The sequence below is a fragment of the Candidatus Pristimantibacillus lignocellulolyticus genome (assembly GCA_023639215.1).
Taxonomy (GTDB): domain Bacteria; phylum Bacillota; class Bacilli; order Paenibacillales; family Paenibacillaceae; genus Pristimantibacillus; species Pristimantibacillus lignocellulolyticus.
In genome coordinates, this window is record CP097899.1 from 31,026 (window position 1) to 56,905 (window position 25,880).

The window sequence follows — 25,880 nt, forward strand, 5'->3', positions numbered from 1 at the left end:
AGACTGAAGACAATCTAGTGTTTAATCTAGTTGTCTTCAGTCTGTATAATGAATCTAATAACATTCATTCTTATATTATTTACTCATACAAAACGAATACATTATAAGTATAATCGTCATCATCGAAACTTACCATAATTGTAATTGTATAATCTCCTGCATCATACGTACTATATAGAGATAAATCTCCTAGCCACATCGCAGTTTCATATCTTTCATAGGGATCGCTGTACATAGATTCATATAATGATTTATCAGATGCATAGGTATATCCCTCCTTATATTTCAAATCCACTCCATATATGTTTTCAACTCGTGTCATTTGATCGAGAAACTCATTAATAGCGTATACAGAATCTCCGAAATCAAATTGCATTAAGTAAGCAACACTCTTTAATTTCCCATTACTAAAGTTATACAACTGTACACCAATATCTCCACTAAGGAATGCTTTGTTGTACATTATAGAAGTCGAATCTTCAATTAATAATGTCGTACTTACTTTTGATTTTACAGTTGACTTGCTACTTCCTAGCGGTGCAACTAAATAACTATCTTTATATTTCTTTTTCTCATTTAATTTTGTACTACCATTGTTAAAGTAATTTGATAAGCGAGTTTGCGCTAATTTTAAGTCATATGTACTGGAATCAGTCACAAATTTCTCTGACGCACCATATTCTAATAATCTTGTTACCATATCATCATTTAGATGATATGCAGCCCATAATAACGGAGTCCAATTCGATGCTGATTTCACATCAGGATTTGCATCCTTCTTAAGTAATAAATTTACTGAATCCCAAGCATTCCCCATCGTTGCATACAATAATGGAGTCAATCCATTATATTTTTCATCTACAGTATAACCATGTTCTAACCAGTATTTAAGTGTTGAAGTATCATTGTAATACGCTGATTTAAACACTTTTAATTTTTCATTAAAAACAATATCAATATGTTGTTTTTTACTATCCCAATATACTTGACCACCACTTGCTTCCGCAACAAAGCGTAACGGTACCATAGTTGATCCATTTACAACTGCAGGCGCTTGAGCTAATACCACTTTCGCACCATTTACATATGCAATTTTTGAGTTCATAGTAAGCGTAACATCTAGACTTTCTGAGGTTCCTGTTGCTTGTTGTTTTTCTTTATCCCAACCAACTTTTAAATTAAGTGCTTCAAATATCGCTCTGAAAGGTACCAAGGTTGTACCTTCCTTTTGGTACGGAGGATTACTAAATACTATATTTTTATCATCAATGGCTGCAGTGATACTTTTACTTCCGGCTTCAACTAATGAATGTGAGTTATAACCTCCAAAAAGAGTCAAAACCATTGCTATAATTATTATAGCTTTGAAACTGTAACTATACATTTTTTTCTTCTTCATGTAATCTATCCCTTCAATTTTGTCATTATTATACATTACAAGTTATACCAAATATTGTCTAACCAATTTATGGTACTATTGTATCTTATTCTCTTCAACTTCCATTGATAGAAAAAGAGTCCTCAAGCTCGTTAGGCTTGAGAACTCTTTTTGCTGTTTTTCTTATATATCTTTCTATAAGATATTTCCTACTTATTTGTTTGTAATTGTTCTAAGCAAGAAATCTACTCCACCATATAAAAATGCTGCAAAGCTAAATATAACAATTGACGTACTTACATTTAATCCATAACCAGTAACGAAATAGTTATCAAAATCTCCATATAGTAATTGAAAAATCCATAGTCCACTTGCCCCACCTGCAACGGTGTATATAACTATTTTTAAGATATTTGAACGTACTTGCCAATTAAGCAGTAATGTTAACGGGAAAAATGTCATTGGATACATAATAAGAATACCGATGAATTCTAAGAAAATGATAACAAAACCCAAATTCATTAGACCATAGTATTCCGTCGTCGTTATTTTATTGCCTTCAAGCAATTCAATCCCTAAAGCTGCTAATGTGAATATTACACAAAAGACGATCCATAGCAGTATATGATGCTTTAAAAATCTCACAGTAGATTCACTCATTTACTTTACCCCATCAGAACTTACGATAAATGATATTGATGTGCTGAAACCATAAGAAGGTTCTGATTCCTGTCCATGAATATTAAAGCTCGCACTAGCAGTTATCGTATATTCTCCTTGTGGAAGCTGTTCATCTTGCAAGTCTTTAACAAAAGCAATATAGTCCGCATCATCATCTGAAGAATAACCCCCGCTAAAGGAGTACTTATATTGAATTGGCTCGTTAGGCTTTAAAAGAGTTACGATGTAAGGTTCCTCCATTACCCCTCCAATATTAAGGTCTCTTGTATGTTCCATTATACCGAATCCTACAGGGCGCATGGCATGCCCAATCTCTACTTCCTCTAATTCACCAATGTATGTAAGCTCTGCATATACATCGATGAGCTCATTGACTGCATATATTGATTTTTTTGTATAAATGGCTAGTTCAAAATCTCCTTCGATCACTTTCCTATCGAGCACTAGCTCATCCTTATTAAGGACAGACGAGGCACCTTGATGTGTTGTATTGTGCTGACCCGCTTCACCGCAAGCTGATAATAATAGCGCGAAAATAACGATAATCACTAACTTTTTCATATAAATAACCCCCCTCTCTTTTACTTTAGTTATATAGACGAGAGGAGTTCAATATAGGTTGCTACTCTATTACTTTCTTAGGAATTTTCTCAATAGAGTAGCCTAATACATTAAGATTATAATCAAAATAAATAGAGTAATCATAGTTTTTATTCCCATCTGTAAAGTTCTGCTCTGGCATATTTATTTTGAAGTTACCAAAACTTGAGATAATACTTTTCTTTAGTTTCAAGTCTGTATTATCTAGCGGTGCTCTAACATCGATTAAAACATCTGATGAGAATTTTACACGAAAAATGAATTCTCCATATTGTTTTTGATATGCTTCGAAACTTTCAGCTACATAATAGGAACTATAAATTGAAATAAGATTATTTTGTCCATGATCTAAAACAGTTACATGCTCAATTCGATATAAATTTTCAAATTTCGGAAGCTGATTTAATATTATTGGGTACTTAATTTCAGCAAATAAATCATCAACTTTATTAAATGCAATGTAATAATCAGAATAAGCATAGACCCTATTGTTCTCATCATAGTAAATCAAAAATAAATATGTATCAAAAGGGGGTGGTTGACTTATTTGTATTAATTCTTCGTTTAACATGATATCTTTTCTTATTACATTACTATAATCCACACCTGGATGTGAGTTCTTGATTTCATTAACTTTAGCATCAATCTGTGTAGCATTTTTAGGATCTTTCATAAACGATTCAAATTGAGTTGCTTGTACTTTATCGTTAAATTTCACAACTTTAAATTGATGAAATGCCTTCATACTATCACTCAGCTTCGTTTTATCTACATAAGCGGTCGCTACCATATGCGATGATACAATTACCCTTACTTCTGGCAATAGCTTAGTATCTAACTTTGTAGGACCATTAATTAAGCTAGTTTCAATTTGCTCAACAGTAATTACATTTTGTACTTTTAAGTTTTCTAATAAAGTTTGACCGGAATTCATCGTCGATAGTAATGCATAATATGAAAGTAAGACAGCATCATCACGTAGAAATTGCTTTGATTGTAACTCTGTTAATTCTGTTGCATTTATAATTGATTTCTTCATCATTGTTTCTAATGAAGTATTCCATGTAAAGTCACCCTTATTGTCTTCATACCCTAATGCTCTTAAAATAAAGGTTGCGTATTGCTGGGAACTTAGAGCATCATTACTACCAAATTTAACATTACTTACCCCATTCGCTATTCCATTCGTATATACATATCCTATGTATGAAGACGCCCATACTGGCACATCTGTGAATGGATGATGAAAGTCTTTCTCAACAACTTCCTGTTCCTTCCCTAATAAACGAACTAGCATAACCGCCCCCTCGACACGAGTCGGTGCTCTCTCAAGTTCGAATCCTAGCTCAGTTCCTTGAAATAATCCTAATGTATGTAACGTATCTGCTTTTGCAGCATGCTGTGGACTTGTTGATGTTGCAGTTACAGTATTACTAAATAAAATTACACCTATACATATTGCTATGGTTAAGATAAAACCTTTTGCGCAAGATATACTTTTCATTCCATTCCTCCTATTCTATTACAGTAAAATATTAACATACACATCATTGTATTAATAGCGTTGAATGGATCGATTCTTTTGATTTATATAGTCTACACTGTTATGAAATTCATTAATTATATTGTCGCTCTATGCTGATTGCAGTGTGGAAGGATTTTCTATATGGTAACTTCATTATCTACTCGTCCATGTTTCCCATTTCTCATAACCTTTCAATGGTGCTCATATAATAAATCATATACCATAACGACTTTTTTCTTGATTTGTATGCTACTTAAGGGAGATGAGCAAATGACGTCAGATGATATGAAGCAGCTAGAACGTGCCATTGCGGAAATTACAGAGGTAGCCAAAGGATTTGGCTTAGATTTCTATGAGATGAGGTATGAAATATGTCCTGCCGATATCATTTACACATTCGGTGCTTATGGAATGCCTACACGTTTCAATCATTGGAGCTTCGGTAAGTCCTTTCACAAGATGAAAACACAATACGATTTTGGGCTAAGTAAAATTTATGAGCTTGTCATCAATTCTAATCCTTGCTACGCCTTTCTGCTCGAAGGCAATTCATTGATTCAAAATAAATTAATTGTCGCCCATGTTCTAGCTCACTGCGACTTCTTCAAAAACAATATTCGTTTCAGTGTGACGAATCGTGAAATGGTGGAAAGCATGTCTGCAACTGCGGATCGAATTCATGAATACGAGAAGATTCACGGTGTAGACACAGTTGAGAAATTTATCGATTCTATTCTCGCCATCCAAGAGCATGTTGATCCCACCATTATTAAGCCTTATCAGTTAGATAAAAAGCGATATATAGAAATGGCGATGAAGGAGCAAGAAAAGCAAAGCGCTCTACTCACACCTTACTCTTCTCCTTATCAGGAACTATGGGATTTAGATGTAGAAGCTAAAGCAAAGGATTCATCTAAGCGTGAAGCTGCCTTACAAGAAGCAAAGCGTTTCCCACCTCGTCCTGAAAAAGATTTGATCTGGTTCATTGAAGAATATTCTCCCATTCTAGATGACTGGCAGCGGGATATATTAACGATGCTACGTGATGAAATGCTATATTTCTGGCCTCAAATCGAGACTAAGATCATGAACGAAGGCTGGGCTTCGTATTGGCATCAACGTATCATTCGCGAAATGCATCTAACAAGTGAAGAAACGATTGAATTTGCGAAGCTAAATTCATCTGTCGTTGTTCCATCGAAAAACAGTCTTAATCCATATTACTTAGGTTTGAAAATATTCGAGGACATAGAGAAACGCTGGGATAATCCGACAGTAGAAGAACAGCGTCGCTTCGGTCGTGTACCCGGCAAAGGACGCGAGAAGATTTTCGAGGTTCGTGAGCTCGACTCCGATCAATCCTTCTTGCGTAACTACTTAACGAAAAATCTCGTCGATGAACTAGACTTGTACATCTTCGAGAAAAAAGGTCCTGAGTGGAAAATTACAGATAAGTCGTGGGAGCATATTCGAGATCAGCTTGTTTTCTCTAAGGTTAACGGTGGATTCCCAAGCCTACATGTCATCGATGGAGATTATAATAGTAATGGAGAACTTTATATTGAACATCAGTACGAGGGTAATGAGCTTGATCTGAAATATGTAGAGCGTACACTCCCGCATGTACAAAGCTTATGGGGCAGAAACGTTCATCTACAAACAGTCGTCGAAAGTAAGAAGATGGTGTTTAGTTGCGTCAACGGTAAGACGACGAGAAAGTTTTTGTAACGGAATGATAACAAGCGTAACGATTAATCATTACGCTTGTTTGTTAACTACTCTAAAGTGATTGACTATGTATAAAACCTTACTCACGATAAATATTGATAATACCTTAAGAGCAAAAACCGCCATCATAGTGAGAATTTCTCACTGAGCTGGCGGTTTTGTAACATTTCCAGTCTATTTTCCGTTAATACATTTGCAAGGGATGTGAAACTATACATAATTCATTTATAATGAATCAAGCTTAACTATAATAAGAGCACAAGAAGGTGAGTAACGAATTGAGATCAATCATACAACTACTGCATTTTGGCTATCATCAGGCGATGAGCTGTATCTTTCCCGTTGCTATATTTGGAACTTTAGCTCTGTCTAGCATAATACCAATACCTATCCTGCATCGTTATGATGCTATTCTCGTTGTATTGCTACTTGTTCAATACCTAATGTACCGCAGTGGATTAGAGACGCTTGATGAGATCAAAGTAATCTGCGTATTTCACATCATTGGATTAGCACTTGAGTTATATAAAGTATGGATGGGATCTTGGTCGTACCCGGAGCCTGGATTTTCGAAAATATTTGGTGTCCCGCTCTACAGCGGATTTATGTATGCAAGTGTTGCTAGTTTTATGTGTCAAATATGGCGGAGATTGCGAATGGACATGACCGGCTGGCCAGGACTTACGCCTGCAGCGCTACTTGGTGGGGCAATTTATCTTAACTTTTTCACGCATCATTTTATTCCAGATTTTCGTTGGTGGTTAACTGCACTTGTCTTCATCGTTTTCTGGAAAACATGGATTATCTATCGGGTAAGGGAAACAACTTATAGAATGCCTTTAACTGTCGCATTTATCATTGTAGGATTCTTTATTTGGTTAGCAGAAAATATTGCTACGTTTTTAGGAGCTTGGAAATACCCTGATCAGCATCAGACTTGGCAAATCGTAAGTTTCAGTAAGATTAGCTCATGGTTCCTACTTGTAATTATTAGTGTTATTATCGTGGCCCAGCTTAAGCATGTAAAAGCTAGTCGTACCGTGTAATACGTATAGTAGAGCTTGGTATTAAGAATCTACACATAGCTAAAAGAGAGTGCCAAGGTAACCTTTGGCACTCTCTTTTATTTCTTGCCTAAAATCGAGACGAAAATATTGAAATGTACTACTACATTCTAATCTATTTACCTGTTGTTGGGTCACTTAACATATCTGCATACTTCGGATTTTTCGCGATAAATGAATGTAGCTTATCTCCGTAGCTAGTAATTAGCTGGCGAATAAGATTCTCGGTATAATCTGCTCCTTGAAATTTGTAACCAGCTTTGGCGGAGGTTGATTCGTAATCACTCCATAATAGCTCTACCCACAGCATTGCCTTTTCCTCTGATAACTCTGGATTTTTCTCCATTAATAGTTCTGTTAATCGCTTTATATTGTCCAACATAATATAATAATCTCCTTCAAATAATAATCAACTTTATGGCCATTCATGTAAAATATCATCATACTAAACTTTTCGCAAAATTCAAAGTCAAAAATTACAGGCGATAGCAGTCTTTCATTCCTGTAGTAAAGAACCGATAGAATTATATATGACAACTCACAACTCTATCAAAATTGGACATTACCTCCTAATAATGATATGGTATTGGAAACCCAATGGCATTTCACTTTTTTAAAAGTGAGGTGCCTTCGTTTATATATTGGGTTTTTTACATTAACTGGGTGGTGATGCTGTGTTTCTCTTTATAACCCCTCATTGGGGAAAGCAGTCTGTTGTTTTGGAACTGTAATCACATAATGAAGAGGAGCGGTTAGACATGGAAACAAATTGTATTCAAGCAGTGGAGCGATTATATCAGAAGCCATCAGAGCTTCGTCACTTAAGAAATAACGGACGCTTGCCAGGTATATTATTTGGCAAAAACATTTCAAATCAAATGTTTCATATTCCCGTAACTAGTTTTCAAAAATGGATAAGACAGGGAAGTGGTCCACTGCAATTGCAGTTTACAAATCAGGATCCAGTTTCTGTTGTAATTGAAGAGCTTCAGCAAAACCCTATAACTATGGAATTGCTACATGTAGATTTTCAAGTCGTCCAAAGAAACGAAATATTGCGTACCAAGCTTCCTGTGAAATTGAAGGGTGTTCCCGCTGGTACAAAACTAGGCGGAGTTCTTCAAACTCAGAATACGTTCGTTGAAGTCGAAGCACTTCCAAAATATTTACCAAAAAGTATTGAAATCGATATTAGCCACATGGAAATTGGACACTTTTTACTCATGAAGGATATTCCCCTTCCTCCTGAAGTGATAATGATTTCAGGTGAAAATGAGCAGCTTGTTTCTCTTATAAAGCCATAGCAATTATTTAATGAAATTATAAAAGCAAGAGGCTAATTCCTAGTCATTGAACATGACTAGGAATTAGCCTCTTTTAATATTTATAGACCTCATTTTTACTATCTATTCATTCCCTATATTGTAGCAGAGAGGACTAATCGCAGCTTCAACCTTAGAAATCAATCTCAACCATAGACTGAGCGAGTACTGGATAATCGGTTATAATGCCATCGACATCGAACTTCAATACTTCCTTCAAATTATGTCTGCTGTTGACCGTCCACACCCATATTTCACGTCCTGAAGCGTGTGCCTTCTTTACAAGCTGCTCTGTTAGCATCACTTGTTCAACAGTATAGAAATCAACATCAAGCATAGATAAGTCACCGAAAGCGAAAAATAAAATTTGACCGATCTTAATATCCGGTGCTTTTTCTCTAATTTGCTTTAATGTATGACTGTCAAATGATTGAATGTAGACATCTTCCTCCATATCGAAAGCTTGGACTAGCTCCACAACTTCTCTCGCTAGCTCATCACCGAGACCATCTGGCTTCAGATCTAGCAACACTTTGATTCTACCCTTGGTCATAGTTAATACTTCACTTAATTCTGGAATATATACGGGTTGATCATTTGCATCCAAGCCGATAGAGAACTTGCTAATTTCCGCATAAGTGAGATTAGACACCCGCTCCGACACTCCAGCTAATCGCTTCAACGTATAGTCATGATGTACTACGGCTACTCCATCTTTCGTCAATTGAACGTCCAGTTCAACCGATTGAATTCCTTTCTCAATAGCCATCTCAATAGATGGAAGAGAGTTTTCTGGAGCACTTTCTACATCGCCTCGATGTGCCGATATTAGTACACTCCATTTGGCATAAACAAGACTATCGTTCGCTTTGAAGCCAACAAATAAAGCTAACCCTATGTATATAACAGCTATACCCGCATACAATAGCCGTGTTCGTTCACGCTTATTCAAATAATTGGTGATACGGCGCTCCATTCCACCAAATTTACTCGGATAAACCATTAGAGTATTCCGTAAATTCATTCCTTTCATTCGACCGAAATAATAGAACAATCGAGTAAGAAAGATAATATTAATCGGCATTAGCAGCAGAGCAAACATATATGTCAATATAGTGGATAACGTCAAAGAATAATGATTTGAAAATACTTTAAGTACATTAATATCTAGCCAAGAAGGTAAATAAGACAGTGATGAAATCACAACAAAACCTGTCCCGAGCACCAAACTATTTAATAAAAATAGCCAAATGAAAAGTTGCAACCTTCTACCCCGAGTCAAAGCTAAACTATTACGAATTGCTTCAACAATCGTGTTTCCTTCAAGTACGATAAAGTGCAATACAAAAATTCCACGTAGCACCGTATACAATGCAGTAATAAGCAACAGTACATATACTAAAGTCATCGTATAAGAAACATCTAATACTTGATTTTGCAGAAAAATAGGGAAATTGAAAAGTTTATAGAACGATGCAGACAGTGGCGAATCTATAAACGGTATAAGCACAAGTAAGATGATAAACAACTGGAAAATACCATATCCAAATAATCGTGGAGTCTGGCGTAGTGTAGTTAATATTGCATCTGAGATCGCAATCTCTTTGCCAAAGAAGCGTTGCTGAACTAATATAATAAGCACGCATAATTCTATAAACAGTGCAAATGAAGCAACAAGTCCAATCATAATTAGTCCAACAACACCTTCTAAAGTGCGTCCTAGCAGATACACTTCGTCGTTAAGCAATGAGCCAGAACCGACAACCATTAATATCCGATTAAAAATAAACGCATTAACAGGAATGATGATTACACTCGTCAGTAACATAAATAAATATTCAAAAAGGAGTAGCTTGGGGTACGATGCCCGAAAATCTCGAATGCTTCTATTCAACAGCCTAAGCATACTTTTCCCCCTACCTATCAAAAGTTAGTTATAGTCCCATTATACTATTTATTTATATATTAAGACTAGCTAACTCACTAAGCAAAAAAAGGTCCGGCTACTATAGCCGAACCCTCACTTTATTCATATTAACCAATCATTTTATTGATTGCACTCACTAATGCTTTTACTGATGAAGTCATAATGTCTACATCAACTCCACAACCCCAATACATCGTTCCATCAATGGCTGTAATTCCAATATAAGAAACGGCTTGAGATTTTGATCCTACATCCAATGCATGCTCTTTGTAAGTGAGATTAGAGAAATTCACTTCTAGATTCGATTGCAATGCATTACTAATCGCATCAAGTCTGCCCTCGCCAGTACCCGTTAATTCAATTAGCTGATCATTCATCTTCACTGTAACTACCGTTTGGAAATCATCAGATTTCGTGAAATGATAATTTACAAATTCAATTGGTGCTTTTATATTTACATATTCAGTTTTGAAAATATCATAAATCTCTTCTGTCATAATTTCTTTGTTCAAACGATCGGATATATCTTTAACTTTGTAACCAAAGTTTTCACGCATTAGTTGAGGTAGATCCAAACCATAGTTCTGTTGCAATAAGTAGCCGATGCCACCTTTACCAGATTGGCTATTAATACGAATAATATCGCCCTCGTACTGTCTACCAATATCCAGTGGATCAATCGGCAAGTAAGGAACTGACCAATATTGTCGATCTTCTTCTTCACGCCATTTCATCCCTTTAGCAATTGCATCTTGGTGTGAGCCAGAAAATGCTGTAAATACAAGTTCTCCTGCATATGGATGTCTTTCATTAACTGTCATACGCGTCAATCTTTCGTAAATTGCACGAATTTCAGGAAGATTTTCAAAGTTCAATTGAGGATTAACACCATGAGAATACATATTCAAAGCAAGCGTAATGATATCGACATTACCTGTTCTTTCTCCATTACCAAATAGTGTTCCTTCAACTCTTTGGCCACCTGCAAGAATTGCAAGCTCCGTATCCGCAACCCCAGTACCACGATCATTATGTGGATGTAGTGATAGAATGACATTCTCACGATACTTCATATTTTCGCTCATATATTCAATCTGACTTGCATACACGTGAGGCATTGACATAGATACGGTAACAGGCAAGTTCATAATGACTTTATTGTCTGCTGTCGGTTGCCATACATCAAGTACCGCATTACAAATATCTAATGCAAATTCAACCTCTGTACCTGTAAAGCTTTCAGGAGAGTATTGGAACTGGAAGTTACCCTCCGTTTCCTCTGCACATGTTTTCAATAGCTCTGCACCTGCTACAGCAATATTAATGATCTCTTCTTTTGTTTTTCTGAATACTTGCTCACGTTGAGCAACAGAAGTCGAGTTATATAAATGAACAACTGCTCTTGGAGCACCTTTTAATGATTCAAACGTTTTTCTAATGATATGTTCTCTTGCTTGTGTTAATACTTGAATCGTTACATCATCAGGGATCAAGTTTTGCTCAATTAGTGTACGTAAAAATGTAAATTCAGTTTCTGATGCAGCAGGGAAACCTACTTCAATTTCTTTGAATCCGATCTTTACAAGTAATTTGAAGAATTCAAGTTTTTCTTCCAAATTCATAGGAACGATTAGAGCCTGGTTACCATCTCTTAGATCAACGCTACACCATGTAGGTGCTTCAGTAATATATTCTTTTTGCGTCCATTTCAAGCTGGACACAGGTGGCATGAAATAACCTTTAGTATACTTATCGTAATTTTTCATCCTAATAACCATCCTTTTTCTCTAATATTTTCCCTGCATTTCTTTCTTGAATTACATTATGAAAACACAAAAAAGTCTTCCGTCTCCATAAATAGAGACGAAAGACTTGTGATCTTACGCGGTACCACTCCAATTCATACCTGTTGGTATGCTCTTAGCGGATGATGACATTACGTCATGTATCCTCCTATTGATAACGGTTAGGCTCCGACTTCACCTACATAAAACCTGTTCAGTGAGTAACTCCAAGGCTAGTTCAGAAGTTCTTTACAGCTGTTTCGCACCTACCAACAGCTCTCTGAGTGTTCAGAAAATCTTACTATTCCTCTTCAACGTATTTAACTATTATTATTCATTCTAATACATATGCCCCTATATTATCAAGCTTATTCAAAAAAGAATCTTCTATATATTTCATATTAACTTGGAGGCTTGAACTTATGAGCTATTATGAAACAGCTCTTATACTTTTGTCAAATTAAACTTTGTAATATGCTATGATGAACAAGATAAACGAATTCCAACTCATACATATATCTAAAAAAACGTACTCTCAATGCAAGTTGAAAGGAATATTATCATGCCTACTCAATTACCATATGAAACTTATGGCTTTCGTTTCAATAACTATTCCAACCTTCATCTACCGCTTTGTCATCTTTTTGCCGTTGGCCATGATAATATAACGCATGATAATTATCGCTGGCATGGATTAGAGCGTCAGGATGGTCCGCTACTGCTGTTCCAATATACGCTAAATGGCAGCGGTCAACTTGATATAGGACAACAAAGGATGAAAATTCAGAAGCATCAAGCTTTTCTTACAGAAATCCCTAGCGATCATTGTTATTACTATGATCCAGAGCAGGAGGGGTGGCATTTCTATTTCATTCTAATCCGTCCACATACGATTCTTCCATTTTGGAATGAGATTGTACAGTTTCTTGGGCGTATACCTTCTTTACCACCTACTAGTAAACCAATTCAAATCCTTGAAGAGATTATCTCAGCCGCTCAAGCAGGTTTAATTACAGACGAATATATCGCTTCTACTTATGTGTATTCCTTTGTTATTGAATTAAGAAAGTATGCGGAGTCTTCACCTATACCTAAAAAATTACCAGATTCAATTACCTCTGCTGTGCAATATATTGATAAACATTATCAGAATATGATCGGTCAAGAGCAGCTTGCCAATCAACTCGGATTGTCCAAGTATCAATTCATCCGATCATTCACGAAATATATGGGCATCACACCCAACGACTATTTGAATAGAAAAAAGATTGAAAACTCACTAACCTTACTATTATCTACTAACCATTCGCTTGAATATATCGCACAAGAAGTCGGTTATTCTTCTGCAAGTTACTACATTAGAGTTTTTCGTAAATTAATCGGTCAAACTCCAGCTTCATTTCGTTCATCGAAACATCAATTGCAGTATGATAAGCTTTATTTCAATTAAATTGATATGTGCAATATTGTGCTATTCGTTACGCTATTTTATCGTATTAATCCCTTTCCAAACCGATTAAGATAAGATCAATAAAGTATTACTTATCAACTTATATTGAACAACTTATCGGAGGGATATCGAATGGATCATCGTCTTTTCTCCCCTACTCCACCTATGGGATGGAATAGCTGGGATTGTTATGGAGCAGCAGTAACTGAAGCTGAAATTCGCGGGAATGCTGAATATATGGCTGAACATTTATTATCAACTGGTTGGGACACTATTGTTGTCGATATCCAGTGGAGTGAACCTGGTGCGGTTTCATCACAATATAGACAGTTCGTCCCATTAGAAATGGATGAGTTCTCTCGTCTAATTCCAGCAGTTAATCGATTCCCATCGGCAGCTGATGGACAAGGCTTCAAGCCTTTAGCTGATTATGTACATGGACTTGGTTTGAAATTCGGTATTCATATTATGCGGGGTATTCCGCGTCAGGCTGCGCATAATAATACAGCAATTAAAGGTACAACTGCTACAGCTAGACAAATCGCATCTCCAAATTCCATTTGCCCTTGGAATACAGATATGTATGGTGTTGACGCTAACCAAGATGGTGCTCAGCAATATTACAACTCATTGTTTGAACTATATGCAAGTTGGGGCGTTGACTTTATTAAAGTCGATGATATTGCTGCCTCACGCCTGTATGATATTCATCTTCCTGAAATCGAGCTTATTCAAAATGCGATCCAACATTGTGGTAGACAGATCATTCTAAGTCTTTCTCCAGGTCCAGCACCACTAGAACATTCAGGCTTCTTATCTACTCATGCCAATATGTGGCGTATGACAGATGATTTCTGGGATCATTGGTCTTTACTGCTCGATATGTTTGATCGTTGTGAGAAATGGCAGGGTAAGTCAGGAAACGGTAACTGGCCTGACTGTGACATGCTGCCACTAGGACATATTGGCATACGTTCAGTTGATGGTGGTGGAGCAGACAGATGGACTCGCTTCACAAAAGATGAGCAAGTTACAATGATGTCGCTATGGGGTATTTTCCGTTCTCCACTTTTCTTCGGAGGTGAGCTTCGAGATAATGATGAGTGGACGTTGAATCTTATTACGAACCAACATATCATTGACATGAATCAACACTCTGCAAACGCCCGTTTATACTCCCGTACGAGTCATTGTATTGTATGGACTGCGGATGGTGAGAACGATTCTACTTATGTAGCCATTTTCAATATCGGTGAGCAAGTACTTACATCTGAACTTACTACACATGTTAACGATCTGCAAAAATACACTCTAGTCATCGATGCATGGGAGAACACTACTATTGCTTCCAATGAAGCCAATGCGTTCACTATCCCATCACATGGTGCGAAAGTGTTCCAATTGTTAAAATAATTTTTTTCATATCTGCTGATCCGTTACAAAGCAAAAAACGAGCTAGCTATTCGTCATGAGGATGACGAGTAAACTAGCTCGTTTTGCTGATAATCACATGAGGTGTTACCTTGTGAGATAGACATCATTTTTAGTGTCTGTTTCTGTTTTTAAAGCTCATTCGAATGCAGAGACACTATTTTTAGTGTTTATTTCTGATTTGAATACTATTATCTAGAACAGGGGCACTAATTTTAGTGCCTATTTCTACTTTTGTATCCCATCCCACCATATAGACATCATTTTTATTGCCTAATACCCATTTTTCCAAGCATGCAAGACTGCTACCCTGTCAAGGTAGCACTCTACTATCGATTCAGTAAACTTCCTACGTAGCGCAGTAATTCATTAGAGCATACCGGGCAATAACCGTGCTCTTCCATAAGTCGTGCAGATACTTCATTTATTCGTTTCAATTGACTCTCATCAGGTGTTTTCGTTGAAGTCGTAATTTTTACGATATCTTTCAAATCAGTAAATAATTTTTTCTCAACCGCTTCACGCAATCGTTCATGACTAGTAAAATCAAACTTCTTGCCTTTTCGTGAATATGATGAGATACGAATAAGTATTTCTTCTCGGAAAGCTTTCTTCGCATTTTCACTAATGCCTATCTGTTCTTCAATAGATCTCATTAGACGCTCATCAGGATCCATCTCTTCACCAGTAAGCGGATCTTTGATTTTCGCCCAATTGCAATAAGCTTCAATATTATCTAAGTAATTTTCAAATAATGTCCGTGCAGACTCCTCAAATGAGTAGACAAATGCCTTCTGAACTTCTTTCTTAGCAAGATCATCATACTCTTTACGTGCAACAGAAATAAAATTCAAATACCGCTCTCGTTCTTCCTTCGTAATTGATGCATGTTGATCCAATCCATCTTTCAATGCACGCAATACATCGAGTGCGTTAATACACTCCATATCGCCCTTAATAAGCGCGCTTGAAATACGGTTGATAACATAACGTGGATCGATGCCAGACATACCTTCTTCAGCATATTCATTTTGCATTTCTTTCAGATCAGCTTCCTTGAACCCTTCAACTTCTTGACCATCATACATCCGCATTTTTTTCACAAGGTCCATACCCTGTTTCTTCGTTTCTTTTAAACGAGTAAGTATAGAGAAAATGGCAGCAGCGCGAAGTGCATGTGGCGCGATATGCACATGCTTCATATCACTCTCTGAGATGAGCTTGCTATAGATTTTCTCCTCTTCTGTCACATTCAGATTATATGGTATTGGCATAACAATCATCCTAGATTGCAACGCTTCGTTCTTTTTATTACTAATAAAAGCTTTATACTCCGTTTCGTTCGTATGAGCAATAATAAGTTCATCTGCCGAGATCAACGCAAACCGACCTGCTTTAAAGTTTCCTTCTTGCGTTAAACTAAGTAAATTCCAAAGAAATTTCTCATCGCATTTCAACATTTCTTGAAATTCCATAACGCCACGATTCGCCTTATTCAGCTCACCATCAAAACGATATGCCCTTGGGTCTGACTCTGACCCGTACTCTGTAATTGTTGAAAAGTCTATACTACCCGTTAGATCAGCAATATCTTGTGACTTTGGATCAGATGGACTAAATGTACCAATCCCAATGCGATCATCTTCAGAAATAAATACTCGCTCCACCCGAACATCTTCAATATTGCCGTTATATTGATCCTTCAATCTTAATTGGCAACTAGGGCATAGATTGCCTTCAATTCTAACCCCTAAACTTGCTTCCACTTCACTTCTTAATTCCTGTGGAATGAGATGTAGCGGTTCCTCATGCATTGGGCAACCTTCGATCGCGTAAACAGTACCTTTCTCCGTACGAGAAAAGCTCTCTAGTCCTCGCTTAATCATCGTAACTAAAGTTGACTTACCTCCACTTACAGGACCCATTAATAGCAAAATACGCTTTCTTACATCCAATCGTCGTGCAGCAGAATGGAAATATTCTTCTACCAACTTTTCGACTGCTCGATCAAGTCCGAATATTTCCTCCTCAAAAAATTTATACTTTTTCTGTCCATTTTTCACTTCGACCCCATGCGATTCAATCATCTCATATACTCTAGAATGCGCAGTCATCGCAGGAGAGACATCATTTTTCAATATTTCTACATACTCTCTAAATGTACCTGACCAAGCTAATCGTTCACTCTCTGCCTGATACTCTGATATACGTTTGAAAATATCCATCCTTTGCCTCCTCCCAATCACATCTGACACCTACATCATCTATCTTCTCCGCTTTGGGAGATCGCCTAGCACTAACAAACATAACCTTTAACTTAGTTCTATTGTATGCTTGTGATAGTAGGATATTGCCCATTATTTTAACGTTAATCAATTAATACGTTATCAACATTATTATTTTTATTTAGCAATTTCGATGACACTAGTAGCGACGCCATTCCCCGCCCTTAAAGAAGTTGTTTAGAAATTAGACTTTGATAACGATGTGCTGTAAGTAGCCAATCAACAAAACATTTTACTCACTTATTCATATCATTTATATACGATTTAGCTAGCTTTGATATAATAGAAATATCATTGTTGATTTAAGGGAGTAAGATGAAATGGCCATCTCTAAAGAAGAGGAATTGTATGATCCGATTAAGAGTTATTTTGTACATAGAGGTTATGAGGTTAAGGCAGAGGTGAATCATTGCGATCTTGTCGCTATTCATCCTGAAACGGAAGAAACAATAATTGTTGAAATGAAAAAAACGTTCAATCTTGCATTACTTCTGCAAGGAGTTGAACGTCAAAGATTAGGTGCTCAAGTTTATTTGGCTATTGAGCGAAATCGCAAAAAATCAGGTGCAGTGAATCAAAGATATGGTGATCTAACCGAGCTTTGTCGTAGACTCAATATTGGACTTATGACTGTAACCTTCTATCGGACCAAAGCAGCAGTCGTTGACATCTTATGTTTGCCAGAAGATGAACCTATCCGATATAATCGCGTACGTAAAGGTAAACGTCTGCTACAAGAATTTAAAGAGCGTACTGGTGATTATAATGTCGGTGGTAGTCATGCTCGCAAACTGGTAACATCGTATCGTGAGAAAGCACTTCGCTGTGCCCTCTCACTACAACAACTGGAATTATCATCCCCGAAAAACCTAAGCACACATTCTGGCGTTGCTAATGTAGCTGTAATATTGCGCCATAATTACTACGGTTGGTTTCATAAAGTTGAACGTGGCAAATACATGTTAACTGCCGATGGTCATGCCGCATTATTGGAATATGAGAACGTCATAAATGGATGGACTAATTCCTAGCTGTAAATTGCCCTACTAATCCATCCAATTCTTTAACTAACGTTGTAAGTTGGTCTCTATTGACAGATTCAAGATGAACATCAATGGAACTTTCATCTTCTTGATCTAATTGAATAACTTGATCGTGTAAAACAGTTAAAGTTTGTTGCTCTTTTAGAAGAGCTTTCATTAATATTTTGTTAGGTAGACCATCAGGCAATTGAATCGGAATAATTTCATTGGTCGTTGAATTTCTTTTTCCGACCTTCAAAAACTTACTTTTTTCACATTTTTCCAGAAACTTTGCTGCTTTATTGTCCATGCTGCGTAAGTTGTCTTGTTCACTTTTGGATTTGTGAAGATCATTTATTAATCGTTCTGCTTGATGGTCAGACTCGTTTCGCGTGGGAAAATTAGTTGTAATCTCTTCAACTGTCTGTTGTTCCTTACTTTGCTCTAACAATTTTTCTTTATGTTGTGTATTATTAGCTTTGATTGACTTCTCAGATGATTTTGGATTTTTATTGATTTTCTTTATTGCGGTTTGTTCTGTTGCTTTTCTTTTCGCATTGCCGGCAATCGAATTTTTCACTTTAGAATTAATTCGTGCAGACTCTTTATTTTTATGTTGCTCTTTTCTCTTCAAACTATTCACCTTCCTTCCCTACTATACTCATATCCCAAATGCGCTCAATATGTTCTTAATTTTTGAAGTTTTCTTTTTGGTACGTGTTGGTTATAATAGGTATTAGTTACTGGAGGTGCTTATACCATGAATTTTTGGATTGTTATTACAGTTTTTGTTTTATTTCTAACGGCTATTATGACTAGTTCATATAACGAAGATAAAACAAACGGACTTTAGGCCTTCAACACAAAAAAGCAGCTATCTTTCTCACTAGGAGAAGATAGCTGCTTTTTTGATTAAAACTTTGACTAGAAAATACTAATTTTTAAGTAGATTCATTTCAGTCATGCATGCTTCACATACATATCTTTCTTTGAAGTCAACGACTTCGACCATAGAACCACAGAATACGCATTTAGGACGGTATCTTTCCAAGATAATATGATCTCCCTGTACAAAAATTTCAACAGGGTCACCTTCATTCATCAGATAACGCTTGCGAAGTGATTTGGGTAGGACAATACGTCCTAGCTGATCCACTTTTCTTACCACGCCTGCTGGTTTCATTATTTCACCTCTCTTGTGTCGAATAAATTTGCAAGTAATTTCGAGAGAAAACCATGCTTTATTTATTTTCGACAAAGAGTTACATATTCCTGCAAATATATTAAAATATTAATTTCCTATTTTTCACAATAGGTTTGGAAAGTCATTTTGTCTTAATGCTTCATACAAAATACAAGCAGCAGAATTGGATAAATTCAATGATCTTACTGCATCCGTCATCGGCATTTTAATACAATTTTCAATATTACTATAAATTAATTCCTCAGGTAATCCTTTTGTTTCTTTACCAAAAACAATAAAATCTCCATCTTGATATGAAACGTCAGAATACATTTTTTTTGCTTTTGTACTAGCATAATAAAAATTAGCAGCACTATTTTTCTCTTGTAATTCAGCAAAGGAATCATAATACTGTACGTTCACTGCATGCCAATAATCTAAGCCAGCACGCTTTAATTGTTTGTCATCCGTGCTGAACCCAAGAGGACGCACTAGATGTAAATGTGCCCCTGTCGCTGCGCATGTTCGAGCAATATTACCTGTATTTGCTGGGATTTCTGGTTCGACTAAAACGATATGAAAAGCCATTATTATTCTCCATTCTCTTATGAATTCATATTCTGTTAACAAACTCTCAATATTTTACATCAAATTTACAGAACGTTAATTCTGAGGTTATTGTTCTCCTGCATACTTAAAATAATAATCAAAGTGAACCTTCCGATGTACTTTTCATTTCTAAAAGTAAATCGAGAAGCTATGAAAAGTTTAAGCACAACCTTCCGATGTACTTTTCATTTCTAGAAGTAAATCGAGAAGCTATGAAAAGTTTAGCACAACCTTCCGATGTACTTTTCATTTCTAGAAGTAAATCGAGAAGCTATGAAAAGTTTAAGGAGTGTTACTATGCAAAAGAAAATATTAATTGTTGATGACGAGCCTTCAATTTCCAAATTGATTGAATTCAACTTAAAGCTTGCCGGCTTTGAAGTTTTATGCGTTGCTGATGGCGAAGCCGTCTTTCAATCTTTAAGAGTATTTCGTCCTGACTTAATTATACTTGATCTAATGCTTCCGAAAATGAACGGAATTGAAGTTTGCCGTATACTACGAAATCAAAATAATGCTGTTCCTATTATAATGCTTACTGCACTCCATGACATCGCCGACAAAATTAAAGGTCTTGATAATGGTGCCGACGATTATATGACGAAACCATTTAGTCCGCAAGAATTAATCTCACGTATTACAGCTATTTTCCGTAGAATTGATACTTTACCTGGAATAAGTAAAGATATACAATATCAAATTGGTTCATTGAACATTTGGGCTGACCAACGCCAAGTATTTCTCAATGATCAGTTAATCGAGCTTACTCCGAAAGAATTTGAATTGTTACTGTTCCTTTGTAAGCATGAAGGAAAAGTGTTAAGTCGTCAACAATTACTGCATGGAGTTTGGGATTACCACTTCTTGGGCGACACTAGAATCGTAGATGTTCATATTAGTCATCTTCGCGATAAAATTGAACGTAATGCCCGCAATCCTGAGTATATTACAACGATTCGCAATGTTGGATATAAGCTGCAACCACCGAAGATAAACAGTAGTTCATTTGCATAATAATTACTAGCAAGCAAAGACCGCTCTATCTCAGTTACGAGATAAGAGCGGTCTTTGTTATATTATTAGTGCAAGTTCACTTCATATTCGACGCCGATTTAGCTACGCTAGCATAACCGCATGATCACGGGCGAACATTTTGAACTACCTCTTAAATTAGGCGTTATTAGCTTGGAATTCTTTCATAAATGTCACCAAAGCCTCGCAGCTTTCAAGTGGAACTGCATTATATGTTGAAGCACGAAGTCCACCAACATCACGGTGACCTTTTAATCCTACAAATCCAGCAGCCTCAGACTCTTTGATGAATTTCTTCTCAAGATCTTCGTTAGCAATACGGAAAGTAATATTCATTGCGGAACGATTTTCTTTATTCGCACATCCAACATAGAATCCATTGCTCTCATCAATAACATCATAAATAAGTTTTGTTTTATTAAGGTTGAACTGTTCAAGTACTTCAAGTCCACCTTTTTCTTTAATCCATTTCAATACTAGACCAACCATGAAAACGCCAAAAGAAGGTGGTGTATTGTATAGAGAATTTGCATTAGCATGAGTATCATAACGGAACATTGCTGGAATCGTTTTTGGACTAGCAGCAATTAGATCTTCACGTACGATAACTACAGTAACACCTGATGGTCCAAGATTTTTCTGAGCTCCAGCATAGATCATACCGAATTTACTTACATCTACTGGACGACTCAAAATATCACTAGACATATCAGCAATTAGTGGTACTCCATCAATCTCAGGGAAGCTTTGGAATTGAACCCCACCAATTGTTTCGTTAGTAGTAATATGTACATATGCTGCATTTTCCGGGACAACAATCTCAGAAGCTTCAGGCATACGCATATATTTATCCTCTTTAGTAGAAGCAACAATAACCGCTTCACCTACAACAGTAGCTTCTTTGTAAGCTTTACCAGCCCAAGCACCTGTATCTACATATGCTCCAACTTTACCCTCTGAAAGGAAGTTCATCGGAATCATTGCAAATTGTGTACTTGCTCCACCTTGAAGGAATAAAATTTTGTAGTTAGATGGAATGTTCAATAACTCACGAAGTACATCTTGAGCCTCTTGATTCACTTTTTCATAAAGTGCACTACGGTGAGACATTTCCATTATTGCCATGCCTGCACCTTCATAATCAACAAATTGAGCTTGAGCCTGCTCTAATACTTCCAAAGGAATTGCCGCAGGACCAGCATTAAAATTATAAGCACGTGTCATTAAATTTCATCCTTTCTGATTACACCATCAATATCTTAAACTATATCAATTTTAGTACATTCCATCAAGTAAAATCATTTCACTATTACTAAAAAGTCGAACATATTCTAACTTTCGATAACGAACATTCGGATTTTACCTAAATATAGCTTGAAAATAGATAATTATTGAGGTGAACATTCACTCTTCTATATGGTTTAATTAGTATATCAAAATTTATCAGATTATTGTGTTAATATTTTGTGAATACTTTCACATTATTATTTTACTTACGTCACGCAGACAAAAAAAGCTAATTTACTAACGATTACTCGTCAGTAAATTAGCTTTCTAAAATTTCCCCATAAAGAGAATATCATTACTTCGTGCTAACTAATTAGCAACCGAAGTATAGGTTGAATTCATGCGGATGAATACGGATTGCTACTTGTTTCGCTTCAGAACGTTTCAAAGCGATATAGTTAGCAACGAAGTCTTCAGAGAATACGCCGTTCTCAGTCAAGAATGTAGAATCAGACTCAAGAGCATCAAGAGCTTCTTCTAGTGAACCTGGAACGCTACGGATTTCTTTTTTATCTTCTTCAGGAAGATCGTAAATGTTTTTATCGAATGGTCCATAACCAAGAGCAACTGGATCAAGACCTTTTTTGATACCATCAAGACCTGCAAGCAACATAGCTGCAAATGCAAGGTAAGGGTTAGCAGTAGTATCAGGAGTACGGAACTCGATACGACAGCCTTTAGGAGATACTGCTGCAATTGGAATACGAACAGCTGCAGAACGGTTACCTTTAGAGAATACCAAGTTAACTGGTGCTTCATAGCCAGGAACTAGACGTTTGAAGGAGTTTGTACTTGGGTTAGTAATAGCGATTAGAGCAGGAGCGTGGTAAAGAATACCAGCGATATAGCTCATAGCCATTTTGCTTAGGTTACCATAAGCACCTTTTTCATAGAACAAAGGCTCATCTCCGTTGAAGATAGAAGAGTGAACGTGCATACCGCTACCGTTATCACCAAATAGTGGTTTCGGCATGAATGTAGCTACTTTGCCCCATTGTTTTGCAACGTTTTGTACGATGTATTTATATTTAAGTAGGTTGTCACCTGTTTTTGTTAATGTATCGAAACGGAAGTTAATTTCAGCTTGACCAGCAGTTGCAACTTCATGGTGATGACGTTCAACGCGAAGTCCAGTTTCTTGCATAACACGAACCATTTCAGAACGGATATCTTGTTGTGCATCAGTAGGAGCTACTGGTACATAACCACCTTTAACGCCAACTTTGAATCCAAGATTACCGCCTTCTTCTTTACGTCCAGTGTTCCAAGCAGCTTCCTCAGAATCTACAGAATAGTAAGAAGATTTCATGTCATTGCTAAAACGAACATCATCAAAAATGAAGAATTCAGATTCAGGAGCGAAGAACGCTGTAGTTCCAACGCCTGTAGTTTGTAGATATTCTTCAGCCTTTTGAGCAATACTACGTGGGTCACGATCATAACGATCACCATTCGGAGTATGAATGTTACACATGATGTTAAGTGTTGGGTGAATTGTGAACGGATCTATGAATGCAGATTCAGTGTCTGGCACCATGACCATATCTGATTCTTCAATTCCACGGAAACCAGGGATAGATGAACCGTCGAATGCTACACCTTCTACGAAAGTATCTTCACTTACTTCAGTAGTTGGCAACGTGATGTGATGTACCCCACCATTAAGACCGATAAAACGAAAATCTACGAATAAAATGTTGTTTTCTTCAAGAGTTTTGATAATTTGTTGTGCTGACATATAAAACTTCCTCCATTTCCGAACAATCAGATGTAATAGTAGAATAATGTTCAATTTCTCGTTTAACTTTATGTTGTAATTATAATTCTCACTATAAGTATCGTCAATAGTCATGTAAGGTATTTTTTATGCATATGTTAGGTTAACTCACAAACCTAACATGAGTTGAAAAACCCTTATACATCAAGGATTTTCGGTTATTTCTGACGATGAAAGCGTTGTCTTTGCATCATTTTTGCACAAAAATTATGTAGAAAAGTACAAACAAATTACCTCTTAATTTGCAGCATTATACATTTTTATAGAAACATTTTCAATTCACATCTTCTTTCGTTCAATAGTACCATCAGATGTTTCATATATTAGTAAAGTGAATGTTACAACATGATTAGCGCATATTGCATTCATAATATGTTAAAAAAACCACTATCTTCATGTTATGTTTGTGTGTTTGAACAAAGATCCATCTCTCTTTGCATAAGAAAGAAGCCCTTGAAATCAATTCGTAAACACGAATTATTCAAAGACTTCTCAATTTACAACTAGGTATAATAGGAATAGATTCCACTCACGTTAATATTATCGTTCAAATCTATTTCTTCCACTCTTTAAAATCTTCCGCAGGAGCTTTAACTGTATTGAATGATTTACCAACAATAGGTGCTAATTTCTCAAGGTCTTTCAGAAGGTTAGCAAATTGATCTGGGAATAATGATTGTACACCATCACCTGTCATAGAATTATCAGGATCTGTGTGCATTTCAATGATTAAACCATTCGCACCAGCTGCTAAGGAAGCTTTAGACATCGGTTCTACTAGTTCACGTCTACCTGTTCCATGGCTTGGATCAGAAATTACTGGTAGATGACTTAAAGATTGTAATACAGGAATTGCAGTAAGATCTAATGTATTACGAGTATAGGTTTCAAATGTTCTAATTCCACGCTCGCATAACATTACATTAGGATTGCCACCTGCAAGAATGTATTCCGCTGCATTCAGTAGTTCATCATAAGTTGCACTGAAGCCACGTTTCAATAATACCGGAGTTTTGATTGTACCTAGTTTACGAAGTAGATCAAAGTTTTGCATATTCCGTGTACCTACTTGCAAAATATCAGCGTACTCCGCGCACACATCTACATATTCCGGTGTCATAACCTCTGTGATCGTCAGCAAGCCATGTTTCTTGCCTGCTTCTGCCATCATAACTAAACCTTCAACACCAACACCTTGGAAGCTGTAAGGTCCTGTTCTAGGCTTAAATGCGCCACCGCGTAACACTTGACCACCAGCAGCTTTCACAAGTCGGGCTATTTCATCAATTTGCTCTGGGTTTTCTACAGCACACGGGCCACCCATTACAACGACATGCTCCCCACCAATTTTGACGCCATTAATCTCAATAACAGTATCATCCGGGTGGAAGTCTCTGCTCGCTAGCTTATATGATTTTGAAATTTTGATAACGTTCTCTACATCTTTCATCGCTCTTAATTGTTCTCCTAACTGTGAATCTGCTTGACCGATAATTCCGATGACCGTACGATCATCTCCTTTGGATACATGGGCTTGCATGCCATCTTTTCGTTCAATAAATGATACGATCTCTGAAATACGCTCATCTGCTACATTATTTTTTGTTATTACGATCATAACTAATCTCTCCCTTTTCGCTTTTTAAGCTATATGATGTGTTGTTACATTAACATTTACTGTTCAACTGAAACATTTTGACTTTCATGCAAATACGCTTTCTCGCTTTTACGCTTGTTTGCTTTTAAGCTTCGACGCTGTTATGCTTTTATGCTTTTATTCGTTAAAGTAAATATA

The 25,880-nt window shown here is 36.5% G+C and carries 21 protein-coding genes and 1 other annotated feature; of the genes, 7 read left to right on the forward strand and 14 right to left on the reverse strand.

Features of this window, described 5'->3' with window-relative positions; genetic code table 11:
• Positions 1-79: 79 nt before the first annotated feature.
• The 4 genes from NAG76_00125 to NAG76_00140 all read right to left on the reverse strand — a co-directional run bounded on the left by NAG76_00125 (position 80) and on the right by NAG76_00140 (position 4,163).
• Positions 80-1,399, reverse strand: a complete 1,320-nt coding sequence (locus tag NAG76_00125) for a stalk domain-containing protein (protein URN94702.1) — start codon at positions 1,397-1,399, stop codon at positions 80-82.
• 192 nt (positions 1,400-1,591) lie between these two features.
• On the reverse strand, positions 1,592-2,038 hold the full coding sequence (locus tag NAG76_00130) for a hypothetical protein (GenBank protein URN94703.1): 447 nt from the start codon (positions 2,036-2,038) through the stop codon (positions 1,592-1,594).
• Positions 2,039-2,620, reverse strand: a complete 582-nt coding sequence (locus tag NAG76_00135) for a hypothetical protein (GenBank protein URN94704.1) — start codon at positions 2,618-2,620, stop codon at positions 2,039-2,041. It lies immediately after the preceding gene.
• Between the two features lie 61 nt (positions 2,621-2,681).
• Positions 2,682-4,163 carry a hypothetical protein gene (locus NAG76_00140; protein ID URN94705.1) on the reverse strand — a complete coding sequence of 494 codons (1,482 nt, stop codon included), beginning with the start codon at positions 4,161-4,163 and terminating at the stop codon, positions 2,682-2,684.
• 291 nt (positions 4,164-4,454) lie between these two features.
• On the opposite strand from NAG76_00140, the gene NAG76_00145 reads away from it, so the two are divergent.
• On the forward strand, positions 4,455-5,912 hold the full coding sequence (locus NAG76_00145; protein ID URN94706.1) for a SpoVR family protein: 1,458 nt from the start codon (positions 4,455-4,457) through the stop codon (positions 5,910-5,912).
• 278 nt (positions 5,913-6,190) lie between these two features.
• Entirely contained in the window at positions 6,191-6,958 is a 768-nt protein-coding gene (locus NAG76_00150) for a DUF817 domain-containing protein (protein URN94707.1), read from the forward strand.
• A 133-nt stretch (positions 6,959-7,091) separates the two neighbouring features.
• On the opposite strand, the gene NAG76_00155 is transcribed toward NAG76_00150, so the two are convergent.
• Positions 7,092-7,358 carry a YfhJ family protein gene (locus NAG76_00155; GenBank protein URN94708.1) on the reverse strand — a complete coding sequence of 89 codons (267 nt, stop codon included), beginning with the start codon at positions 7,356-7,358 and terminating at the stop codon, positions 7,092-7,094.
• A 376-nt stretch (positions 7,359-7,734) separates the two neighbouring features.
• Here NAG76_00155 and NAG76_00160 point away from each other — a divergent pair, with 376 nt between their 5' ends.
• On the forward strand, positions 7,735-8,280 hold the full coding sequence (locus NAG76_00160; GenBank protein URN94709.1) for a 50S ribosomal protein L25: 546 nt from the start codon (positions 7,735-7,737) through the stop codon (positions 8,278-8,280).
• A gap of 151 nt (positions 8,281-8,431) precedes the next feature.
• Here NAG76_00160 and NAG76_00165 read toward each other — a convergent pair whose 3' ends face one another.
• Both NAG76_00165 and leuA read right to left on the reverse strand, forming a co-directional pair.
• Positions 8,432-10,204 (reverse strand): glycerophosphodiester phosphodiesterase, encoded by a 1,773-nt coding sequence (locus tag NAG76_00165; GenBank protein URN94710.1) that lies wholly within the window; start codon positions 10,202-10,204, stop codon positions 8,432-8,434.
• Between the two features lie 128 nt (positions 10,205-10,332).
• A complete protein-coding gene (leuA, locus tag NAG76_00170; GenBank protein ID URN94711.1) occupies positions 10,333-11,991 on the reverse strand; it encodes a 2-isopropylmalate synthase in 1,659 nt (552 codons plus the stop codon).
• Between the two features lie 90 nt (positions 11,992-12,081).
• Positions 12,082-12,333: a binding site (T-box leader), on the reverse strand.
• Between the two features lie 238 nt (positions 12,334-12,571).
• On the opposite strand from leuA, the gene NAG76_00175 reads away from it, so the two are divergent.
• Positions 12,572-13,459: an AraC family transcriptional regulator gene (locus NAG76_00175; protein URN94712.1), complete on the forward strand. Its 888-nt coding sequence runs from the start codon at positions 12,572-12,574 to the stop codon at positions 13,457-13,459.
• 132 nt (positions 13,460-13,591) lie between these two features.
• Positions 13,592-14,872, forward strand: coding sequence for a glycoside hydrolase family 27 protein (locus NAG76_00180; protein ID URN94713.1), 1,281 nt, complete (start codon positions 13,592-13,594; stop codon positions 14,870-14,872).
• A gap of 347 nt (positions 14,873-15,219) precedes the next feature.
• On the opposite strand, the gene NAG76_00185 is transcribed toward NAG76_00180, so the two are convergent.
• Positions 15,220-17,115, reverse strand: a complete 1,896-nt coding sequence (locus NAG76_00185; protein URN94714.1) for a PrkA family serine protein kinase — start codon at positions 17,113-17,115, stop codon at positions 15,220-15,222.
• A 380-nt stretch (positions 17,116-17,495) separates the two neighbouring features.
• On the opposite strand from NAG76_00185, the gene NAG76_00190 reads away from it, so the two are divergent.
• Positions 17,496-18,206 carry a DUF2161 family putative PD-(D/E)XK-type phosphodiesterase gene (locus tag NAG76_00190; GenBank protein URN94715.1) on the forward strand — a complete coding sequence of 237 codons (711 nt, stop codon included), beginning with the start codon at positions 17,496-17,498 and terminating at the stop codon, positions 18,204-18,206.
• On the opposite strand, the gene NAG76_00195 is transcribed toward NAG76_00190, so the two are convergent.
• From NAG76_00195 to trmL, 3 genes are all read right to left on the reverse strand, one after another.
• Complete coding sequence (locus NAG76_00195; protein ID URN94716.1) at positions 18,196-18,840, reverse strand: hypothetical protein; 645 nt, start codon at positions 18,838-18,840, stop codon at positions 18,196-18,198. The two genes, NAG76_00190 and NAG76_00195, sit on opposite strands and share 11 nt — an antisense overlap.
• Before the next feature lie 291 nt (positions 18,841-19,131).
• On the reverse strand, positions 19,132-19,380 hold the full coding sequence (locus NAG76_00200) for an AbrB/MazE/SpoVT family DNA-binding domain-containing protein (GenBank protein URN94717.1): 249 nt from the start codon (positions 19,378-19,380) through the stop codon (positions 19,132-19,134).
• Between the two features lie 123 nt (positions 19,381-19,503).
• On the reverse strand, positions 19,504-19,968 hold the full coding sequence (gene trmL, locus NAG76_00205; GenBank protein URN94718.1) for a tRNA (uridine(34)/cytosine(34)/5-carboxymethylaminomethyluridine(34)-2'-O)-methyltransferase TrmL: 465 nt from the start codon (positions 19,966-19,968) through the stop codon (positions 19,504-19,506).
• Positions 19,969-20,286: 318 nt separating this feature from the next.
• Between trmL and NAG76_00210 the strand changes: the two genes are divergently transcribed.
• Entirely contained in the window at positions 20,287-21,003 is a 717-nt protein-coding gene (locus NAG76_00210) for a response regulator transcription factor (protein URN94719.1), read from the forward strand.
• Between the two features lie 156 nt (positions 21,004-21,159).
• Here the strand turns inward: NAG76_00210 and serC are convergent, their stop codons facing one another.
• From serC to aroF, 3 genes are all read right to left on the reverse strand, one after another.
• The gene (gene serC / locus NAG76_00215; GenBank protein ID URN94720.1) at positions 21,160-22,245 is read right to left on the reverse strand and encodes a 3-phosphoserine/phosphohydroxythreonine transaminase; all 1,086 of its coding nucleotides are present in this window, start codon (positions 22,243-22,245) and stop codon (positions 21,160-21,162) included.
• Positions 22,246-22,621: 376 nt separating this feature from the next.
• A complete protein-coding gene (gene glnA / locus NAG76_00220) occupies positions 22,622-24,046 on the reverse strand; it encodes a type I glutamate--ammonia ligase (protein ID URN94721.1) in 1,425 nt (474 codons plus the stop codon).
• Between the two features lie 592 nt (positions 24,047-24,638).
• Positions 24,639-25,703, reverse strand: a complete 1,065-nt coding sequence (gene aroF / locus NAG76_00225; protein URN94722.1) for a 3-deoxy-7-phosphoheptulonate synthase — start codon at positions 25,701-25,703, stop codon at positions 24,639-24,641.
• Positions 25,704-25,880: the final 177 nt, after the last annotated feature.

Coding starts and splice junctions, on each gene's coding strand:
- NAG76_00125 (URN94702.1), bottom strand. CDS start 1,399: ATGAAGAAGAAAAAAATGTATAGTTACAGTTTCAAAGCTATAATAATT.
- NAG76_00130 (URN94703.1), bottom strand. CDS start 2,038: ATGAGTGAATCTACTGTGAGATTTTTAAAGCATCATATACTGCTATGG.
- NAG76_00135 (URN94704.1), bottom strand. CDS start 2,620: ATGAAAAAGTTAGTGATTATCGTTATTTTCGCGCTATTATTATCAGCT.
- NAG76_00140 (URN94705.1), bottom strand. CDS start 4,163: ATGAAAAGTATATCTTGCGCAAAAGGTTTTATCTTAACCATAGCAATA.
- NAG76_00145 (URN94706.1), top strand. CDS start 4,455: ATGACGTCAGATGATATGAAGCAGCTAGAACGTGCCATTGCGGAAATT.
- NAG76_00155 (URN94708.1), bottom strand. CDS start 7,358: ATGTTGGACAATATAAAGCGATTAACAGAACTATTAATGGAGAAAAAT.
- NAG76_00160 (URN94709.1), top strand. CDS start 7,735: ATGGAAACAAATTGTATTCAAGCAGTGGAGCGATTATATCAGAAGCCA.
- NAG76_00165 (URN94710.1), bottom strand. CDS start 10,204: ATGCTTAGGCTGTTGAATAGAAGCATTCGAGATTTTCGGGCATCGTAC.
- leuA (URN94711.1), bottom strand. CDS start 11,991: ATGAAAAATTACGATAAGTATACTAAAGGTTATTTCATGCCACCTGTG.
- NAG76_00175 (URN94712.1), top strand. CDS start 12,572: ATGCCTACTCAATTACCATATGAAACTTATGGCTTTCGTTTCAATAAC.
- NAG76_00180 (URN94713.1), top strand. CDS start 13,592: ATGGATCATCGTCTTTTCTCCCCTACTCCACCTATGGGATGGAATAGC.
- NAG76_00185 (URN94714.1), bottom strand. CDS start 17,115: ATGGATATTTTCAAACGTATATCAGAGTATCAGGCAGAGAGTGAACGA.
- NAG76_00190 (URN94715.1), top strand. CDS start 17,496: ATGGCCATCTCTAAAGAAGAGGAATTGTATGATCCGATTAAGAGTTAT.
- NAG76_00200 (URN94717.1), bottom strand. CDS start 19,380: ATGAAACCAGCAGGCGTGGTAAGAAAAGTGGATCAGCTAGGACGTATT.
- trmL (URN94718.1), bottom strand. CDS start 19,968: ATGGCTTTTCATATCGTTTTAGTCGAACCAGAAATCCCAGCAAATACA.
- NAG76_00210 (URN94719.1), top strand. CDS start 20,287: ATGCAAAAGAAAATATTAATTGTTGATGACGAGCCTTCAATTTCCAAA.
- serC (URN94720.1), bottom strand. CDS start 22,245: ATGACACGTGCTTATAATTTTAATGCTGGTCCTGCGGCAATTCCTTTG.
- glnA (URN94721.1), bottom strand. CDS start 24,046: ATGTCAGCACAACAAATTATCAAAACTCTTGAAGAAAACAACATTTTA.
- aroF (URN94722.1), bottom strand. CDS start 25,703: ATGATCGTAATAACAAAAAATAATGTAGCAGATGAGCGTATTTCAGAG.